Source organism: Streptomyces sp. NPDC111628, assembly GCF_055635195.1.
In genome coordinates this window covers 1,226,497-1,244,067 of record NZ_JBVKBZ010000001.1, presented here as the reverse complement: position 1 = coordinate 1,244,067, position 17,571 = coordinate 1,226,497, and the positions used below count along the sequence as shown (strand labels likewise).

Here is a 17,571-nt window from a genome sequence, read left to right as displayed (position 1 = left end):
CACGCAAAATGGCCTTCCGTACGGCGTCGCGTGCGGTGCCGCGATGCCCGCGGTGCCGCCCGCGGCCCCGCGGGACCGCCGACGCCGATCACCGAACCCCAGGAGTGCAGTGCTCCCGAGCCGCCGCGGGCACCCCGTCCGCGTCCCCGCCGCCCTCGCGCTGCTCCTGGCGACCGCCGCGACGGGTGTGCTGACGGCCTGCGGGGACACCGGCGGCCTCGAGGGTGCCGGGGCCACGCCCGCCGCGCGCAACCCGGCCCGGCTGTGGCCCGGCCTGACCCCGGCGTCCAGTCCGGCGTACGACATCGGCGAGGTGGAGCACGCGCCGGTGAAGGGCGTCGCCGTGCCCGGTGGCGACATCCGCAGGGCGGACCCGGTGGCCGCGGTGCGGGCCGAGATCGCCGCGCACCCGGACGACTACGCGGGCGCGAAGGCGCGGTACCACGAGACGTCCGTGCGGATGGCGGACTGCGGCCCGGACGGCGCCGGTGACGAGAGCGGCGGCTGCCCGGTGCTGCGGCCGTACTACCGCGACCTGACCGGTGACGGGCGTCCCGAGATGACGCTGGGTTTCCGGCTGCTGCCGGACCGGCTGACCGCCGTGCGGGTCTACACCGTCGAGAAGGACCGGCTCGTGCGGGTCATGTCCTACGAGGACGCCGTGAGCGCGGTCGAGCTGGCCGGGCGGACGGTGATCGTCCGCTCGCCCTCGGAGGTGGCCGGGTACGAGTACCGCCTGCAGTGGACCTGGGACGCCGACCAGCGGGCCATGCTGCTGACCAGCGACGAGATGCTGCGCACCGACGACGGCGGACGGCACACGAAACGTCCGTCCGCCTCACCGTCGCCCTCCGTGTCGCACTCGGCCGCACCACCCGCCCCGCCCTCGGCGAGCGCCCGGTGAGGCTCGCCCTCCCCCGGTGGGCCGGGCCGCTGGCGGTGAAGGCGGCCGTCTTCATCACCGTGATGTGCTGCGGGCTCGCCGCGCTGCTCGGGGTCCTGGTGCACGTCTCGGTGACCAATCGGACCGTCGGCCAGGCGCGGGACGCGGCCCTGTCCCGGCTGGGCGAGGCGACGGAGTCCTACGAGGCGGGGGACCCGCTGCGGCGCGGGGCCGGCATCGACCCGGCGGGGCTGCCGCGGCCGCTGCGCGAGCTGGCCCGCTCGGGCCGGCGCGGCACGATGCTCGCCGAGTACGCGGGGCGCCCCACGATGTGGGCGGCGGGGCCCGCCGACGGCGGCCGGGCGCTGGCGGTGCGGGTCGACCACTCCCGGGGCCAGGCCACCATCGACGGCCTGGACGGCACGCTCGTGTGGTCGTCGGCGCTGGCGATCGGGGCGACGCTGCTGGTCGGCGCGTTCGCGGTGACGCGGGTGACGCGGCGGCTGCACACGACGGCGCGGGTGGCGCGGCGGATCAGCGCGGGCGACCTCGACGCGCGGGTCGGCGATCCGCGCGCACAGGACCCGACGCGTCCGCAGGACGAGGTGGCGTCGGTCGCCGCCGCGCTGGACTCCATGGCGTCGTCGTTGCAGGGCAAGCTGCTCGCCGAGCAGCGGTTCACCGCGGACGTGGCGCACGAGCTGCGCACCCCGCTCACCGGCCTGCACGCGGCGGCCGAGCTGCTGCCGCCGGGCCGCCCCACCGAGCTGGTGCGGGACCGGGTGGCGGCGCTGCGCACCCTCACCGAGGACCTGCTGGAGATCTCCCGGCTGGAGAGCGGGCGGGAGCGGCCCGCGACGGAGCCGGAGGAGCTGGGCGCACTGGTCCGCCGGGTGCTGCGGGGCTCGGGCACCGACACGCGCGTGGACGTCGTACGGGACGCGCGGGTGGAGACCGACCGGCGGCGTCTGGAGCGGGTGCTGGGCAACCTGGTCGCGAACGCGCACCGGCACGGGCGGGCGCCGGTGGTGCTGACCGTGGACGGTGCGGTGATCACCGTGCGGGACCACGGGGACGGCTATCCGGAGTACCTGCTCGCGCACGGGCCGCAGCGCTTTCGCACCGAGGGCGGGACCAAGGGGCACGGCCTGGGGCTGACGATCGCGCTGGGGCAGGCCGAGGTGCTCGGGGCGCGGCTGGAGTTCACCAACCCGCCGGACGGCGGCGCGCTGGCCCGGCTGACGCTGCCTCAGCAGCCCTGACCACGGCGTCTTCCCCGATGGCTCAGTGCGGCGGGCGGTGCCTGCGGGGCGCTCCTAATGTGGCGGTTAGTCACCTGAAGACCCGTTCGCTCCCGGGAGGTACTCCCATGTCGCCACTGTCCGCACCGGCCTCGCGTTCGCCCCTGGTCCGCGGCCTCGCCACCGCCCTCGCGGCCGGCGCGCTCGCCACCGCCGTCGCCGTCACGCCCGCCGCCGCGAACGACGAGTGGGGCGGCGGCGCCGGCTCCACGTCCGCCGTCACCGGCGGCGGAAACGGCGGCGGAAGCAGCGCAGGAAACGGGGGAGGAAACGGCGGCGACGCGTGGGGCGGGAGCGACGGCCGCCAGGAGCAGGGCCGCTACCGGGGCGTCGTGACGGCCCAGCGCCTCGCCCTGCGCACCTCGCCGAGCCGCGGTGCGGACGTCATCCGGTACGCCCGCCGGGGCGAGGTCGTCTCCATCTACTGCAAGACGCCGGGCTCCAAGGTCAAGGGCAACCCGCTGTGGTACCTCCTCACGGACGGCACCTGGGCCTGGGGCGCGGCCCGGTACATCGACAACATCGGCCCCGCGCCGCGCTGGTGCTGAGCCGGACGCCGCGCACACCACACCATTTGGGTAAGTTCCGGACATGACCAAGGCCGGAACCGGAACCGGGATCACCGTGGCACAGGCGGACACCCCTCCTCCCGTCGCCCGGCTCCCCCGGCGCCGGGGCATCGAACTCGCGCTGATCGTCATGGCCGTCCTGCTGTCGGTCTTCGGCTACTGCAACGTCGGCCTCGCCCAGCAGGGCGCCCTGCCGCCCGGCGCGGCCGGTTACGGCGCCGGGCTCGGCGTACTCGCGCTCGTCGCCCATCTGGCGGTACGGCTGCGCGCCCCGTACGCCGACCCGCTGCTGCTGCCCATCGGGGTGCTGCTCAACGGCCTCGGCCTGGTGCTGATCTACCGGCTCGACCTGGAGACGCCGGACGACCGGGCGGCCCCGACCCAGCTGGTGTGGTCGACGCTGGGTGTCGCGCTGTTCATCGTGGTCGTCCTGCTCCTGCGCGACCACCGGGTGCTGCAGCGCTACGCCTACGTGTGCGTCGCGGCGGCGCTCGTCCTGCTCACCGTGCCGATCTTCTTCCCGGCGGTGAACGGCGCCCGCATCTGGATCCGGATCGAGGGCTTCTCCATCCAGCCCGGCGAGTTCGCGAAGGTGCTGCTCGCGGTGTTCTTCGCCGCCTATCTGGCCGCCAACCGCAGCGCGCTGGCCTACGCGGGCCGCCGGGTGTGGCGGCTGCAACTGCCCACCGGGCGGGTGCTCGGCCCGATCCTGGCGGTGTGGCTGGTCAGCGTCGGCGTCCTGGTCCTGGAGCGGGACCTGGGCACCTCGCTCCTCTTCTTCGGCCTGTTCGTGGTCCTGCTCTACGTCGCCACCGGCCGCACCGGCTGGATCGCCGTCGGGCTGCTGCTGGCCTCGCTGGGGGCGGTCGCCGTGGGCTGGCTGGAGCCGCACGTGCACACCAGGGTGGAGGACTGGCTGCACCCCTTCGCGTCCATCGAGGCGGGCGACGGCCCGAACCAACTGGCCCAGTCCCTCTTCGCCTTCGCCGCGGGCGGGGTGACCGGCACCGGTCTCGGTCTCGGCCACTCGGTCCTGATCGGCTTCGCCGTCAAGTCGGACTTCATCCTGGCGACGGCCGGCGAGGAGCTGGGCTTCCTCGGCCTGACCGCCGTCTTCCTGCTGTACGGGCTGCTGGTGGAGCGCGGCTACCGGGCGGGCCTCGGCGCCCGCGACCCCTTCGGCCGGCTGCTCGCGGTCGGGCTCTCCTCGATCGTCGCGCTCCAGGTGTTCGTCATCGCGGGCGGCGTGACGGGGCTGATCCCGCTGACCGGCATGGCGATGCCGTTCCTGGCACAGGGCGGGTCCTCGGTCGTCACCAACTGGGCGATCGTGGCGCTGCTGATCCGGGTCAGCCACGCGGCCCGGCGCGGGACGCCCTCGTGACCCGGAACATCCGGCACGCCGCCGTCTTCTGCGCCCTGCTGCTGGTCGCCCTGGTGGTCAACGCGGCCCGGGTGCAGATCGTCCAGAAGCCGGAGTACGACGACAACCCGGCCAACCGGCGCCCCGACATCGCCCGCTACCAGCAGCCGCGCGGCGACATCCTGGTCGGCGGCAGGGCGGTCACCGGCTCCCGGGACACCGGTGAGCACCTGCGCTTCGAACGGACCTACGCCGAGGGGCCGATGTACGCGCCGATCACCGGCTTCGCCTCCCAGGCGTACGGGACGACGCTCCTCGAGCACGCCGAGGACGGCCTGCTGTCCGGCGCCGACCCGATGCTCGCGCCGCTGCCGCTGTGGAACGACGTCACGGGGGCCCACAACCCGGGCGGCGACGTGGTCACGACGATCGACGGGGCCGCGCAGCGGGCCGCGTACGAGGGGCTGGGCGGGCGCAAGGGGGCGGTGGCCGCGATCGAGCCGGCCACGGGCCGCGTCCTGGCCCTGGTCTCCACCCCCTCCTACGACCCCCAGCTGCTGTCCGGGAACAGTACGGCCGCCACCCGCACCTGGAACCGGCTGAACGCCGACCCGGACCAGCCGATGCTCAACCGGGCGGTGAGCCGGACCTATCCGCCGGGTTCGACGTTCAAGGTGGTCACCGCAGCGGCGGCGCTGGACGCGGGCGTGATCCGCGACCTGGACGCGCCGACCCGCTCCCCCGACCCGTACACCCTGCCCGGGACGCGGACGAAGCTGACGAACGAGGCCGACGGGTGCCGGAACGCCTCGCTGCGGGAGGCGTTCGAGTGGTCCTGCAACACGGTGTTCGCCAAGCTCGGCGTGGACGTGGGCGTGCGCGGCATGACGGCGATGGCGGAGGCCTTCGGCTTCAACGACGACGGGCTGCGGGTCCCCTTCCCCGTCGCACGGAGCACCTTCGACACCACCGTGGACCGGGCGCAGCTCGGCCTGTCGTCGATCGGCCAGTACAACACCCGGGCGACTCCGCTGCAGATGGCGATGGTGGCGGCGGCGGTGGCGGGCGGCGGCCAGGTGCGCTCGCCGTACCTGGTGGAACGGACGCTGCGGGCGGGCGGCAGCCTGGTGGCGGCGGCCGGGTCACGCCCCTCCCGTGAGGTGATGCGCCCCTCGACGGCGGCGCTGCTCAAGGAGCTGATGACCGGCGTGGTGGACAAGGGCACCGGCGCGAAGGCCGCGATCCCGGGTGCCACCGTGGGCGGCAAGACCGGCACCGCCCAGCACGGCGTCGGCAACTCGGGCACGCCGTACGCCTGGTTCATCTCCTGGGCACGGGGCGACAGGGACGTGGAACCGAAGGTCGCGGTCGCGGTGGTGGTCGAGGGCTCGGCGGCGGATCGCGGCGGCATCAGCGGGGGCGGGCTCGCGGCGCCGATCGCGCGGGGGGTGATGGAGGCGGTGCTCTCTACAGCAGGCCCGGAGGTGGCATCACCGGCGGCCGGCGGTTGATGACGGTGAGGTCAATCGTGAGAGGGAACGGGACATTGAGCTTCAGTCGGTTGTGGTGGATGCCAGTGAGGCCATAGGTATCCGTGGCCCGGTCGAGTTCGTAGGTGTAGACGACTGGCAGCCCCTCGTTTTCCTCGACCCTCCAGTAGTACGGGATGCCCGCCAACGCATACTTCCGGGGTTTCACGTCCCGGTCCCGCTCCTGGGAGTCCTCGGACACCACTTCGATGGCGAGGACAACGGAATCCGAGTGGTGCCACGTCTGCCGCGGTCCGGTGTCGGCATCCGCCCGATATACCAGCACATCCGGTTCCGGCCGGTTTCGCCGGTCAAGCTTGACACTGAACTCTCGGTCGACGTCGTACGCGTCCGGCGCCTGACCGAGCAGCGCGTACTCAAGAAGCCGGATGGTGCGCATGTGAAAGCGGGTCTGCGGACTCACGAAGACGAGGCTCCCGTCGATCAGCTCCGTGTGCGGAGGCAGGTTGGGAAGCTCGTCGAGGTCGTCCGCCGTCCAGCCGCCCTCCGGCGGACGGGGCCACTCGTAGTCGTCGTCCAGCCCGTAGTCACGTGCGGCGCTCATGATCGCTCCCATGTACCGGAGTCTGACGGACACGGCCAGCGTACCCAGCACGAACGCCGACGGAGCGCCCCATCGAGCGAACCCACGCCGGACGATTGACGGCCACCCCACCTTTACTCGCGGTCAACAAGTTGCGCGCAGGGGATTGACGAGCTTACTGACAAGCAGTCTCATAAGAACCGGCACGCTGGAGTGACCGCGGGTAACACGATCCGTTCGACGAGGTGGGACACAGCCATGACGACGCTGACGGAAGCCGACGCGCTCGAGGGCCTGCGCGACGCGCTCGGCCTGCTCAAGGACCGGGAGCAGGTGGCCGAACGGCTGCTCGACTCGTCCGCCAAGCACTCCTTCGACCCGGACAAGGAGCTGGACTGGGACGCGCCGTTCGAGGACGGCAAGTGGTTCTGGCCGCCGGAGCTGGTGTCGCTGTACGACACGCCGATGTGGCAGCGGATGAGCGAGGAGCAGCGCATCGCGCTCTCCCAGCACGAGGCCGCCGCGCTGGCCTCGCTCGGCATCTGGTTCGAGCTGATCCTGATGCAGCTCCTGGTCCGGCACATCTACGACAAGGCGGCGACGAGCGCCCACGTGCGCTACGCGCTCACCGAGATCGAGGACGAGTGCCGGCACTCGAAGATGTTCGCCCGGCTGATATCGCGAGGGGAGACCCCGTGGTACCCGGTGAGCCCGGCCCACCAGCAGCTGGGGCGCCTGTTCAAGACGATCTCCACCACCCCCGGTTCCTTCACCGCCACGCTCCTCGGCGAGGAGGTCCTGGACTGGATGCAGCGCCTGACCTTCCCGGACGAGCGGGTCCAGCCGCTGATCCGGGGCGTCACGCGCATCCACGTCGTGGAGGAGGCCCGGCACGTGCGGTACGCCCGTGAGGAGCTGCGCCGGCAGATGGTGACGGCCCCGAAGTGGTCGCAGGAGTTCACCCGGGTCACCTCCGGCGAGTTCGCCCGCGTCTTCTCCAAGGCCTTCATCAACCCCGAGGTCTACACGAACGTCGGCCTGGACAAGCGGGAGGCCCTGGCCCAGGTCCAGGCCAGCGGCCACCGCAAGGAGATCATGCAGACCGGCGCGAAGCGCCTGACCGACTTCCTGGACGACATCGGCGTCCTGCGCGGCGCCGGCCGCAGGCTGTGGCGGTCCTCGGGCCTGCTGGCGTAGGCCGCTCCGCAACGCCGGGCTACGCACCCCGCCCCCCAGTTACCCTGCGGACATGAATCCGCAGGCCTCCACCCCCGCCTACCGCCGCCTCAGCGTGGAGGAGCGCCGCGTCCAGTTGCTGGAGGCGGCGCTCGCCCTCTTCGCGCACCGGCCCCCGGAGGAGGTCTCCCTGGACGACGTCGCCGAGCAGGCGGGGGTCTCGCGGCCGCTGGTGTACCGGTACTTCCCCGGCGGCAAGCAGCAGCTGTACGAGGCCGCGCTCAGCTCCGCCGCCGACGAGCTGCGGCTCTGCTTCGACGAGCCCCGCGAGGGCCCGCTGCTGGCCCGGCTCTCCCGCGCCCTGGACCGCTACCTCACCTTCGTCGACGAGCACGACACCGGTTTCAGCGCCCTGCTGCGCGGCGGCAGCGTGGTCGAGACCTCGCAGACCTCGGGCATCGTGGACGGCGTGCGCCGGGCCGCCGCCGACCACATCATGCGCCACCTGGACGTCACCGAGCCCGGCCCCCGGCTGCGGATGACCGTCCGGATGTGGATCACGGCGGTGGAGGCGGCCTCGCTGATCTGGCTGGACGAGGAGAAGCAGCCGCCCTTCGACGAGTTGCGGGACTGGCTGGTGGAGCAGTTCCTCGCCGTACTGACGGTCACCGCCCGCCGCGACCCGCAGACCGCGACGCTGGTCGAGGTGCTGGCGGCGGACCTCTGACCCGGGCGCGGCCTCCGGCACCGGGGCGCCGATCACCGACACTGGAGCCGTGAAGAGCGAAGACACCCCCTTCGAGGGCGGCCCCATGGACGGACGTGTGCTTCCCGTCCTGGTCGGCATGACCGGGCACCCGCCGAAGACGTACCGCATCCCCGTGCCGGACCCGGACGGCGGCCCGCCCACGGTGCTCGTCTACCGGCGCGTGCCGCGGGACTCCCGGGGCGGGCTGCGGTTCGCCCGCTGGAAGTACACGTACACCCCGGAGGGCGAGACGGGCTCCGGCCGGAAGTGGCCCTGGTCGAAACCGGAGCGCCCGGCGGCCGCCGATCCAGACGCCACGCCGGGTGGCAAGCCGGACGACGCGGACGGGTGACCCCGTTGCGCCGATCCGCGCACACTCGGCGCGCGAACCCCGCCGACCCGCCACATGCTCACCGTGCGGAGCGGACCCGCCGCCCCGCAGCGGAGGTGATGGCGTGTCAGGAAGACTTCTGCGTCTGGTGTGTACGGCGGCGCTCGCGGCCGGGATCGTCCTCGCGCCCGTGCCCGCCGCGGCCGAACCCGGACCCGGCCCCGCCGAGGGGGCGGCCGGCGACCGCACCGTGGCCGGACTGCTGACGGACCTTCAGCGGCTGTACCGGGAGGCGGAGCAGGCCACCGAGACCTACAACGGCACCGAGGAGCGGCTGAAGCAGCAGCGTGCCCGGGTGCTGCGGCTGAACGCCGAACTGACCCGGACCCGGCTGTCGTTGCGGGACAGCCGCGGCGCGGCCGGGCGCCTCGCCCGGCAGCAGTACCAGAACAGCAGCGACCTCTCCCCCTATCTGCGGCTGCTGCTCGCCCGCGACCCGCAGCACGCCCTCGACCAGGGGCATGTGATCGGCAGGCTCTCCCAGGAGCGGGCCGAGACGGTGGGGCGGCTGACCGGCGACACGAAGAAGGCCGACGAGCTGGCCGGGCGGGCCCGTGCGGCCCTGACCCGGCAGGCCGCCCTCGCCGAGCGCCAGGAGCGGGAACGGGACGGCGTGCGCGAACGGCTGCGCGCCGTCGAGGAGCTGCTCGCCTCCCTCACCCCCGAGCAGCTGGCCGCCCTGGCGGAGCTGGAGAAGAGCGGGGTCGCCGAGGAACAGGAGCGGTTCCTGGCGTCCGGCGCGCTCGGCGACGACGCCGAGCCGTCCGCCGGGGGCGAGAGTGCGGTGCGCTTCGCGGTGGAGCAGCTCGGCAAGCCGTACGAGTGGGGCGCCGAGGGCCCGGCGTCGTACGACTGCTCGGGGCTGACCTCCGTGGCCTGGGAGCGGGCCGGGACACCGATCCCGCGCACCAGCCAGGAGCAGTGGGCCCGCCTCGACCACGTGCCGCTGGACGAGCTGCGCCCCGGTGACCTGGTCGTGTACTTCCCCGAGGCCACCCACGTGGCGATGTACCTCGGCGACGGCCTGGTCGTCCAGGCGCCCCGCCCCGGCGCCGACGTCAAGGTGTCGCCGATCGCCGCCAACCCGGTCCTCGGCGCCGTACGCCCCGACCCCGGCGGGGAGCCGGTACGGCGCTACACACCACCGCGGCTCCCCGCGGGGGCGACGGACGGGTCGGACCGGGGGTACGCGGCCGCGGGGCCCACCCGGTGACTCACGGACCCCGCGCACGGCGGACTCCGGAACGACGGCCGAGCCGAGGCGCTCCGCGGGTGTGTCCGCGTCCGCAGGAGGCGGCGGAATCCGCGCGCCGGTGCCGTCGTGCCGCGTGCCCGCCGGGTGGTCCCCCGCCCGGCCGCCGGAGGCCCTACGCGCCCGCTGCGCCCGAGACCTCTGCCAGGTAGCCCTCGGTCTTCGCCGGGTCGTAGAAGAAGTTCTCGAAGTCGGACGGGTCGTTGAAGCCGTTGGCGAAGCGGTCGGCGATGGGCTGGAGCTGCGTCGCCGCGCCGAACAGGTTCAGGATGTGCTCCGGCGGCGGGGCCAGCATGGCGTTGGTCCACTTGGTGACGTGCTGGGCGGTCTCCCAGTAGCGGTCGAAGGCCTGCCGCATCCAGGTCTCGTCGAACTCCTGGTCGCCGTGCTCGATGATCGAGGCGAGGTAGGAGGCGGCGCACTTGGACGCGGAGTTGGAGCCCTGGCCGGTGATCGGGTCGTTGGCGACGACCACGTCGGCCACACCGAGGACGAGTCCGCCGCCGGGGAGGCGGCCGACGGGGTTGCGGACCGTGGGGGCGTAGCGGCCGGCCAGGGTGCCGCCGGCGTCGGTCAGTTCGACCTTGGTGGCCCGCGCGTACTCCCAGGGGAGGAACTTCTCCATGAGTTCCAGGGTCAGGGAGAGGTGCTCCGCCGGGTCCTTGACGTCCTTGAAGGCGTCCAGCGGGCCGCCGGGTATGCCCTCCCAGAACAGGATGTCGGCGCGGCCGGAGGTGGTGAACGTCGGCATGATGAACATCTCGCCGACGCCGGGCACCAGGTTGCAGCGCACGGCCTCCGTCTCCGAGTGCTCGGGTCGCGGGCCCATCCCGTGGACGTAGGCGACGGCGAGGGCGCGCTGCGGCTCGCTGTACGGCGACCTCTCCGCGTCCCGGCCGAACATCTGGACCAGCTCGCCCTTGCCCGCCGAGACCAGGACGAGGTCGTAGGCGCGGGAGAAGTAGTCGAGGTCGCCGACGGCCGCGCCGTGGATGACCAGCTGGCCGCCGCGCTGGGCGAAGGTCTCCATCCAGCCGGCCATCTTCACCCGCTGGTCGACCGACTGCGCGAAGCCGTCCAGGTGTCCGAGCCAGTCGATCGCGCGCTGCGAGGGGCCCGGGTCGAAGGAGCCGGGGGCGGCCACCGAGACGCCGAGTCCCTCGATCTTCGGGGCCTGGGACTCCCAGAAGTTCAGCTGGAGATCGCGCTCGTGCTGGAGTGCCGTGTGGAACATGCACTGCGTCGACATGACCCGGCCGGTGCGGATCTCGTCCGCGGTCCGGTTGGACATCAGGGTGACCTCGTAGCCGTGCGACTGCAGGCCGAGGGCGAGCTGGAGGCCGGACTGGCCGGCTCCGACGACGAGTATCTTCCGCATGCGGTTTCCGTCTCCTGGTCGAGGGCGTCTGGACGAGGGTTCGTCTACTCGGGTGTTTCGTCGAGCGCGTGGCCCACGAGGGACAAGAGGGTCTCGATGGCCGAGATCCGACGGCGCGCATCCATGATCATGACAGGTATGTGCGCCGGGATCGTCAACGCCTCCCGCACGTCCTCCGCCTCGAAGAACTCACTGCCGTCGAAGTGGTTGACCGCGACGACGTACGGCAGTCCGCAGCTCTCGAAGTAGTCCAGCGCGGGCCAGCAGTCCTTCAGGCGGCGCGTGTCGGCCAGCACGACGGCACCGATCGCGCCGCGCACCAGGTCGTCCCACATGAACCAGAACCGCTGCTGGCCCGGGGTGCCGAACAGGTAGAGCACCAGGTCGTCGTCGAGCGTGATGCGGCCGAAGTCCATGGCCACGGTGGTGGTGAGCTTGCCCGGGGTGGCGGTGAGGTCGTCGGTCTCCTCGCTCGCCTCGGTCATCAGCGCCTCGGTCTGCAGGGGCGTGATCTCGGAGACGGCGGTGACCAGCGTGGTCTTGCCGACACCGAACCCTCCCGCGACGACGATCTTCGTGGCGACCGGCGCGCGGGTGGGATCGGTCTGCCAGGGCTGTACGGGCCCGTCGGTGTCGACGAGCGGGGGGACGCCGAACGCGGCGGCGTCAGAGACGACGGAGTCCACTGAGCACCCTTTCGAGCAGAGCGCGGTCCGGGCGGCCCGTGCCGTGGCCGGTCCCGGTGCCGTACACACGGATCTTTCCCTGGTCCGCCAGGTCGCTGAGGAGCACCCGGACCACGCCGAGCGGCATCTTCAGCAGCGCGGCGATCTCGGCCACCGTACGCATACGGCGGCACAGTTCGACGATGGCCCGCATCTCCGGCATCACGCGGGAGGTGAGACCGCCGTTCGTCAGTTCCTTGCGCTCCTCGGCGGCTTCGAGCGCGGCGGTGCCCGCCGTGGCGCCGACGAACGTCTCGACGAGCAGGACGTGACCGAAGCGGGTGCGGCCGCCGGTGAGCGAGTAGGGGCGTACCCGGGCCGGTTTGCGGTCGGCGCCGCGGACGGGGAGGTGCCCCCGGCCGTTCTTCCCGGGCTTGGGACTGCTGCTCATCGGGCGCTCCCCGTCGGCTGGGACGACACGGACGAATCAGACGGCTCGGGCTCCAGGGACTTGCGCAGTTCGGTGCGGAGTTCGGGGGTCAGGACGTGGCCGGCGCGGCCGACGAAGAGGGCCATGTGGTACGCCACCACGCTCATGTCGCACTCCGCGGAGCCGTGCACGCCGAGCAGCGAGCCGTCGCTGATCGACATCACGAACAGGCTGCCCTCGTCCATGGCGACCATCGTGTGCTTCACCGGGCCGAAGTCCATCAGCCGGGCGGCGCCGACGGTCAGGCTGCCCACGCCGGAGACGACGGTGGCGAGGTCGGCGGCGGAGCCGCGCGGGCCCGCCCGGGGCGTCTCGCGGGCCTGCCGGGCCTCCTCGTTGCGGCCGGGGTCGGAGGACAGGAGCAGGAGCCCGTCGGAGGAGACCACGGCGACCGACCGGATGCCGGGCACCTCCTCGACGAGGTTGGTCAGCAGCCAGTGGAGATTGCGGGCCTCACTGCTCAGTCCGAACGTACTGGGCGCGGTCAACTGCTTGCCTCCTCGACGGTGCCCCCCGTGGCTTCTTCGGTTGTGTCCGCCCCGGCGTCCGGCGTCCGGTTCTGCCCGGTGCGGTCGGCGATCTCCGCCTCGACGTCCCGGCGGCCGGCCTCCGCCCCGCGACGGAATCCGCCCAGGCGTCGACGGAGTGCGTCGGCGTCGACGGAACCCGAGGTGCGCGGACGCGGCACCGCGGCGGGGGTGGTGAGCTTCGGGGTCCGCTTGGGCAGGCCCTTCTCGGTGACGGGTTCGGCGGACTCGGCGCCCTCGGTCCGGTCGGCGTCCCCTGCCTGCCCGGTGCCCTCGTCCGGCGTGCGGTCGTGGGCGTCGGGGCCGATGGCGTACGGGTCGGTGCCGGGCTCCGGCCCGGGCTCCGGGTCCGCCAGGGCCGGGAGGAAGAGGGCCATCGTGGCGTCGTCGGGGAGGTCGCTGCCGGGCGCGGGGCCGTCCTGGGAGGACTCCGTCTCCCGCGCGGGTTCCGGGGCGGCCGACCCGGCCGGGTCCTCGCGTTCGTCCGGTTCCGGAGTCTGCGGCGTGTCCGCGTGGGACGCGTCCGCCTCGGCACGGCGTACGGCTTCCTCCGCCGAGGCGACCAGCGGGTCGGTGCCGGGCTCGGGGTCCGGGCCGGCCTCCGTCCCGGTGCCCTGTTCCGGCCGCTCCGCCTTCTCCGCCCGCCCGTGCAGGACGTTGGAGTTGGCCTCTGCGTCGGCGCCGGGCAGGGAGAAGGTGCCGGTGCCGTCGGACACCGGCACGGTCGGGGCCAGCGCGGCCGGCGGGGCGGCGGCCAGCAGCGGGCTCGGCAGGACGACGACGGCCGCCACCCCGCCCTGCTTCTGCTCCCGCAGCCGTACCCGCGCCCCGTGCCGGTGGGCGAGCCGGGCGACGACGTAGAGGCCGAGCCCGAGACCGTCCTCGCCCTCCTGGTCGTACGGCGCGTCCGGGTCGAAGTCGGTGAGGCGGGCGTTGAGCCGCTGGAGGCGTTCGGTGGCCATGCCGATGCCCTCGTCCTGGACGGAGAGCATCACCTCGCCGTTCTCCAGGAGCCAGCCGGAGACCTCGACGGGCAGGTCCGGCGGCGAGAAGGAGGTGGCGTTCTCCATCAGCTCGGCCAGCAGGTGGGAGAGGTCGTCGGCGGCGAACCCGGCCACGTGCGCGTGCGGCGGCAGCGCGGCGATGCGCACCCGCTCGTACCGCTCGATCTCGCTGACCGCCGCCCGGACCACGTCGACCAGCGGCACCGGTGAGGCGCTGTGCTGGACGTGCTCGGTGCCGGCGAGGACGAGGAGGTTCTCGCTGTGCCGGCGCATGACCGTGGCGAAGTGGTCGAGCTTGAACAGGGTGGCGAGGCGGTCCGGGTCCTGCTCGCGCTCCTCCAGGCCCTCGATGACGGCGAGTTGCCGCTCGACGAGGCCGAGGGTGCGCAGTGCGAGGTTGACGAAGGTGGAGCCGATGCTCTTGCGCACCACCTCCAGCTGGGCGGCGGACTCGGCGAGTTCGGTGCGCAGCTCCTCGCGGGCGTCGGCCATCTTCTGCCGCTGGCCGACCAGGTGCTTGCGGTCGGACTCCAGCGTGGCGACCCGTCCGGCGAGCGTGGCGGCATGCGTGTGCAGCGCGTTGACGGAGCGCACGACCTGCGCGAACTCGTCGTTGCGGCCGGTGAAGGCGACCGCCTCCTCGGTCGTCGGGTCCTCCGCCCCGGCCAGCCGGGCCGAGCCGCGGCGCAGCACCGACAGCGGGCGGGTGAGGGTGCGGGCCAGGGCGGTGGCGATGCCGACGGCGAGCAGGATCAGGGCGCCGAGGACGGCGATCCGGACCTCCAGCGCGGTGACGTCGTCGTCGCGCAGCTGCTCCAGGGCCTCGACGCGCTTCTCGTACAGGGCGGACTCGGCACCGCGCATCGCGTCGACGCGGGCGGAGAGCGCCGCGTCCAGCCGCTTGGTGCTGGTGCCGAGATCGCGGTCGGAGAGCGTCGGCTCGTCGGTGAGACCGGCGAGGTACTTCTCGGCCGAGTTGACCTCGGGCCCGGCGACGGTGGCGTCGAAGCTGCTCCGCGCCTCCTTGGGAGCGCCCTCGCGGAAGTCGGCGAGGGCCGCGTCGGAGCGCACCCGGGCCTGCTGGGCGGCGGCGGCGAGGGCGTCGCGCTGCTCGGCGTCGGCGTCCGAGGAGGTGGTCGTCTCGGTGGGCAGGCCGGTGACCGGGTCGATGACGGTCTCGGTGGTGCTCGGCACGTTCAGGGCCGCCAGCAGCAGGCCGCGGGTGGCGGCGGCCTGCTGGACGGCGGTGTCCAGCTCGGCCAGGGCGTACGCGCCGGAGCCCGCGCGGGGCGGCATCTCCTCGCCCAGCTTCTCGGCCAGGGCGTGGAGTTCGGTGATCGCCTCCGAGTACGCCTGGTGGGCCTGAAGCGCGGTGCTCTTGCCGGTGAGAGCGGCGCGGCGCAGTGCGGCGACGGCGTCGAGGTCCTCGCGCAGGGACGCGGGCGTGTCGGTGTCGGCACGCAGCTCCTCCACCTGGCGGTCGACGCGGGCACTGCGCTGCTCGGAGGGCGCCTTCGACTTGGGGCGGCCGGCCGCGATGTAGGGGGTGACCTCGTCGCGCTCGTCGGCGAGGGAGTGGGCGAGGGTCAGCGCGCCCTGGGTCTGCTCGGCGAGCGTCACCAGCTCCTGGGAGTCGTGCAGTTGCCCGGAGGCGGCCACGACCGAGGGAGCTCCGGCCCCGGCGACGGCGGCTGCCACGACGGCCACCGCGACGATGAGGCGGTTGCGTACGTGGGTGGCGCGGCCCCTGCCGACGGGAGCCTCCGGCGGCTGCGGAGGGGTGGAGGTACTACCGGGGGCGCGCTCCGCGCTCCCCACGGGGGCCGTCTGCTTGCCTGTGCGACGAGGCCGCGTCTTCTGCACCGGTGCTCGCATTCCTGACTCGTGTACCCGTGGGCCCGGGTGGCGCTCCGTCAACTGGCCGGCCGGGGGCGCGTGCACCCACTGCCGGGCGCTGGGCTGTTCCCCGGCCGCCGGCAGCGCGTCGGGCGGGGAGACCGCGTGAGCGGGGCAGTCCCCCACCGGTTCCCGACCCTCCCAGTGCCGGTGGGCGGAGAGCGCGCATCGTCCGACCCGCCACCCGAAGGAGTGAACCCCGGAGGGGAGTTGGGGAGCAAGTTCCCCTGGCGCGTGCCGCACGGTTGCCCGGCGAGCCGGTTGGACGTCTGCGACGGGCGGTGGCACTATGTGCCGCCACGCGCCGCCGGAGCCTGGAATTCCACCCCAAATCCGGCGTCTGACCTGCGTCGCCGCCTCGGTTCCGGGAGAACCCGAGGAAGGTGCCAGCCTTTTGCGGACGCTGTGAAGGGGTCGTGCAGACTGGCCGGATGCGTACGGAACTCGTCTCGGAACCAGGCCTCGCCGACCAGCCCAACGAGGACTTCGCGAGTGTCGGACTACCCGCCTCGGGGCAGGGTGGTTCACTCGTCGTCCTTGACGGTGTGACGCCGCCACGGACCGCGACGGGGTGTCTGCATTCCGTGCCCTGGTTCACGGCGCGCCTGGGTGGGGCGCTGACCGAACTGACCGTTTCACTCCCGGATCTTCCCCTCGCCGAGGCCCTGTCCCGCGCCCTCGCACGTACCGCGGCGGCACACGCGGAAACCTGTGACCTTTCTCACCCGCGCACACCGCAGGCAACCGTGGTCCTCGCGCGCTGGTCCGCGGCCTCCGTCGAGTACCTGGTCCTGTCCGACTCCGCCCTCCTGCTGGAGGCGCCCGACGGGACCCTCACCCCCGTCCTGGACGACCGGCTGGCCCGGCTGCCCCGCTCGGCCCTCGTGAGCGACGCGGCGATCGACGCCGGGCTGCGCAACAAGGAGGGCGGTTTCTTCACGGCCGCGGCCGACCCCGGGGTGGCGGCGCGCGCCGTGACGGGGGTGCTGCCGCGCGGTGCGGTGCGGACGCTGGCGGCGCTCACGGACGGGGCCGCACGGTGGGTGGAGAAGTTCGGGGAGGGCGACTGGGGGGACTGTCTGGCGCTGGTCCGCAAGCAGGGCGCGCAGGCACTGGTGGACCGGGTGCGGGAGCTGGAGCGCGCGGACGCGGCGGACGGCAGGGCGTTCCTCGGGCGCAGCAAGACGCACGACGACGCGACGGTGGTCTACGCCGAGTTGTGAGCCGGGCCGTGCGACGGGCCGTGCGACGGGGCGCGAGACGGACGGGCGGCGCCGGTCCTACTTCTCCATCCCCCGGTTGAGTTCGTGCAGCAGCCTGGCCAGTTCCGTCACCTCGCGCGGGTCCCAGTCGGCGAGCCGCCGGGCGTACCGGGCGCGGCGGGCCTCCCGGACCCGGCCGACGCGTTCCTGGCCCTCCGGGGTCAGGGTGACCAGCCAGGCCCGGCCGTCGGCGGGGTCGGGCTCGCGGGCGACGAGCCCGAGTTCCTCCAGGGCGCGCAGCTGGCGGGACATGGTGGCCTTGCCGACGCCGATGAAGGCGGCGAGGTCGGTGGCCCGCTGGCCGCCGCACTCGCCGAGCCGGACGAGCAGGCCGTATGCGGACGACTCCAGGTCGGGGTGGACCTCCCGCGCCATCTCGCCCTGGTTGGCCCGGGCCCGCCGCAGCAGGACGGTCAACTCCCGCTCCAGGGCCAGGAACTCCGGTTGGTTCACACCACTGCCGGACAGGCGGGATTCGCCTCCGCGACCGCCACCGTTCCCGTCTTCGTGCACGTCAGCCCCTGCCTCGCCTTTTTCCGGTTTTTCCGGTCCTGAAAGTTTCCGCCACGGGCCGCCATCGCCGCAGCTCGCCA

General features: G+C 73.4%; 17 protein-coding genes. 10 read left to right on the top strand and 7 right to left on the bottom strand.

The genetic code is table 11. The features are described 5' to 3' along the window. The first annotated feature begins 109 nt into the window (after positions 1-109). The 5 genes from ACZ7MF_RS06065 to ACZ7MF_RS06045 all read left to right on the top strand — a co-directional run bounded on the left by ACZ7MF_RS06065 (position 110) and on the right by ACZ7MF_RS06045 (position 5,627). Positions 110-904, top strand: a complete 795-nt coding sequence (locus ACZ7MF_RS06065) for a hypothetical protein (protein WP_471474761.1) — start codon at positions 110-112, stop codon at positions 902-904. After that, entirely contained in the window at positions 901-2,145 is a 1,245-nt protein-coding gene (locus ACZ7MF_RS06060) for an ATP-binding protein (protein ID WP_471474760.1), read from the top strand. The genes ACZ7MF_RS06065 and ACZ7MF_RS06060 overlap by 4 nt, the downstream gene beginning before the upstream one ends. Before the next feature lie 107 nt (positions 2,146-2,252). Beyond that, positions 2,253-2,732, top strand: a complete 480-nt coding sequence (locus ACZ7MF_RS06055) for an SH3 domain-containing protein (RefSeq protein WP_471474758.1) — start codon at positions 2,253-2,255, stop codon at positions 2,730-2,732. A 43-nt stretch (positions 2,733-2,775) separates the two neighbouring features. Continuing rightward, a complete protein-coding gene (locus ACZ7MF_RS06050; RefSeq protein WP_471474757.1) occupies positions 2,776-4,137 on the top strand; it encodes an FtsW/RodA/SpoVE family cell cycle protein in 1,362 nt (453 codons plus the stop codon). Continuing rightward, a complete protein-coding gene (locus ACZ7MF_RS06045) occupies positions 4,134-5,627 on the top strand; it encodes a penicillin-binding transpeptidase domain-containing protein (protein WP_471474755.1) in 1,494 nt (497 codons plus the stop codon). The genes ACZ7MF_RS06050 and ACZ7MF_RS06045 overlap by 4 nt, the downstream gene beginning before the upstream one ends. On the opposite strand, the gene ACZ7MF_RS06040 is transcribed toward ACZ7MF_RS06045, so the two are convergent. Further along, on the bottom strand, positions 5,584-6,210 hold the full coding sequence (locus ACZ7MF_RS06040; RefSeq protein ID WP_361004728.1) for a Uma2 family endonuclease: 627 nt from the start codon (positions 6,208-6,210) through the stop codon (positions 5,584-5,586). The genes ACZ7MF_RS06045 and ACZ7MF_RS06040 overlap by 44 nt on opposite strands. A gap of 237 nt (positions 6,211-6,447) precedes the next feature. Between ACZ7MF_RS06040 and ACZ7MF_RS06035 the strand changes: the two genes are divergently transcribed. The 4 genes from ACZ7MF_RS06035 (at position 6,448) to ACZ7MF_RS06020 (ending at position 9,717) form a co-directional block, all read left to right on the top strand. Continuing rightward, positions 6,448-7,386 (top strand): AurF N-oxygenase family protein, encoded by a 939-nt coding sequence (locus ACZ7MF_RS06035; protein ID WP_471474754.1) that lies wholly within the window; start codon positions 6,448-6,450, stop codon positions 7,384-7,386. Between the two features lie 52 nt (positions 7,387-7,438). Continuing rightward, entirely contained in the window at positions 7,439-8,092 is a 654-nt protein-coding gene (locus tag ACZ7MF_RS06030) for a TetR/AcrR family transcriptional regulator (RefSeq protein WP_471474752.1), read from the top strand. Positions 8,093-8,141: 49 nt separating this feature from the next. Next, the gene (locus ACZ7MF_RS06025) at positions 8,142-8,465 is read left to right on the top strand and encodes a hypothetical protein (protein ID WP_471474751.1); all 324 of its coding nucleotides are present in this window, start codon (positions 8,142-8,144) and stop codon (positions 8,463-8,465) included. 103 nt (positions 8,466-8,568) lie between these two features. Then, entirely contained in the window at positions 8,569-9,717 is a 1,149-nt protein-coding gene (locus ACZ7MF_RS06020) for a C40 family peptidase (protein WP_471474749.1), read from the top strand. A gap of 154 nt (positions 9,718-9,871) precedes the next feature. Here ACZ7MF_RS06020 and ACZ7MF_RS06015 read toward each other — a convergent pair whose 3' ends face one another. Genes ACZ7MF_RS06015 through ACZ7MF_RS05995 form a run of 5 tightly spaced genes read right to left on the bottom strand, consistent with a single transcriptional unit; the run spans position 9,872 to position 15,695 of the window. Beyond that, on the bottom strand, positions 9,872-11,134 hold the full coding sequence (locus tag ACZ7MF_RS06015) for a styrene monooxygenase/indole monooxygenase family protein (RefSeq protein ID WP_471474748.1): 1,263 nt from the start codon (positions 11,132-11,134) through the stop codon (positions 9,872-9,874). Between the two features lie 44 nt (positions 11,135-11,178). After that, positions 11,179-11,820, bottom strand: coding sequence for a GTP-binding protein (locus tag ACZ7MF_RS06010; protein WP_356856778.1), 642 nt, complete (start codon positions 11,818-11,820; stop codon positions 11,179-11,181). After that, complete coding sequence (locus tag ACZ7MF_RS06005; protein ID WP_356856776.1) at positions 11,801-12,250, bottom strand: DUF742 domain-containing protein; 450 nt, start codon at positions 12,248-12,250, stop codon at positions 11,801-11,803. Before ACZ7MF_RS06005 ends, ACZ7MF_RS06010 begins: the two co-directional genes overlap by 20 nt. After that, positions 12,247-12,777, bottom strand: a complete 531-nt coding sequence (locus tag ACZ7MF_RS06000) for a roadblock/LC7 domain-containing protein (protein ID WP_471474746.1) — start codon at positions 12,775-12,777, stop codon at positions 12,247-12,249. The genes ACZ7MF_RS06005 and ACZ7MF_RS06000 overlap by 4 nt, the downstream gene beginning before the upstream one ends. Next, a complete protein-coding gene (locus ACZ7MF_RS05995) occupies positions 12,774-15,695 on the bottom strand; it encodes a sensor histidine kinase (protein ID WP_471474745.1) in 2,922 nt (973 codons plus the stop codon). Before ACZ7MF_RS05995 ends, ACZ7MF_RS06000 begins: the two co-directional genes overlap by 4 nt. Before the next feature lie 452 nt (positions 15,696-16,147). Here ACZ7MF_RS05995 and ACZ7MF_RS05990 point away from each other — a divergent pair, with 452 nt between their 5' ends. Next, positions 16,148-16,939 (top strand): hypothetical protein, encoded by a 792-nt coding sequence (locus ACZ7MF_RS05990; RefSeq protein WP_471474743.1) that lies wholly within the window; start codon positions 16,148-16,150, stop codon positions 16,937-16,939. Positions 16,940-16,996: 57 nt separating this feature from the next. Here ACZ7MF_RS05990 and ACZ7MF_RS05985 read toward each other — a convergent pair whose 3' ends face one another. Then, positions 16,997-17,491 carry a MarR family winged helix-turn-helix transcriptional regulator gene (locus tag ACZ7MF_RS05985; protein ID WP_356856768.1) on the bottom strand — a complete coding sequence of 165 codons (495 nt, stop codon included), beginning with the start codon at positions 17,489-17,491 and terminating at the stop codon, positions 16,997-16,999. Positions 17,492-17,571 lie beyond the last annotated feature (80 nt).

What these genes read in the sequence shown, in the direction of transcription:
- ACZ7MF_RS06055 (WP_471474758.1), top strand. Translation starts at nt 2,253, where the DNA reads ATGTCGCCACTGTCCGCACCGGCCTCGCGTTCGCCCCTGGTCCGCGGC.
- ACZ7MF_RS06050 (WP_471474757.1), top strand. Translation starts at nt 2,776, where the DNA reads ATGACCAAGGCCGGAACCGGAACCGGGATCACCGTGGCACAGGCGGAC.
- ACZ7MF_RS06040 (WP_361004728.1), bottom strand. Translation starts at nt 6,210, where the DNA reads ATGAGCGCCGCACGTGACTACGGGCTGGACGACGACTACGAGTGGCCC.
- ACZ7MF_RS06035 (WP_471474754.1), top strand. Translation starts at nt 6,448, where the DNA reads ATGACGACGCTGACGGAAGCCGACGCGCTCGAGGGCCTGCGCGACGCG.
- ACZ7MF_RS06030 (WP_471474752.1), top strand. Translation starts at nt 7,439, where the DNA reads ATGAATCCGCAGGCCTCCACCCCCGCCTACCGCCGCCTCAGCGTGGAG.
- ACZ7MF_RS06015 (WP_471474748.1), bottom strand. Translation starts at nt 11,134, where the DNA reads ATGCGGAAGATACTCGTCGTCGGAGCCGGCCAGTCCGGCCTCCAGCTC.
- ACZ7MF_RS06005 (WP_356856776.1), bottom strand. Translation starts at nt 12,250, where the DNA reads ATGAGCAGCAGTCCCAAGCCCGGGAAGAACGGCCGGGGGCACCTCCCC.
- ACZ7MF_RS05995 (WP_471474745.1), bottom strand. Translation starts at nt 15,695, where the DNA reads ATGCGAGCACCGGTGCAGAAGACGCGGCCTCGTCGCACAGGCAAGCAG.
- ACZ7MF_RS05990 (WP_471474743.1), top strand. Translation starts at nt 16,148, where the DNA reads ATGCGTACGGAACTCGTCTCGGAACCAGGCCTCGCCGACCAGCCCAAC.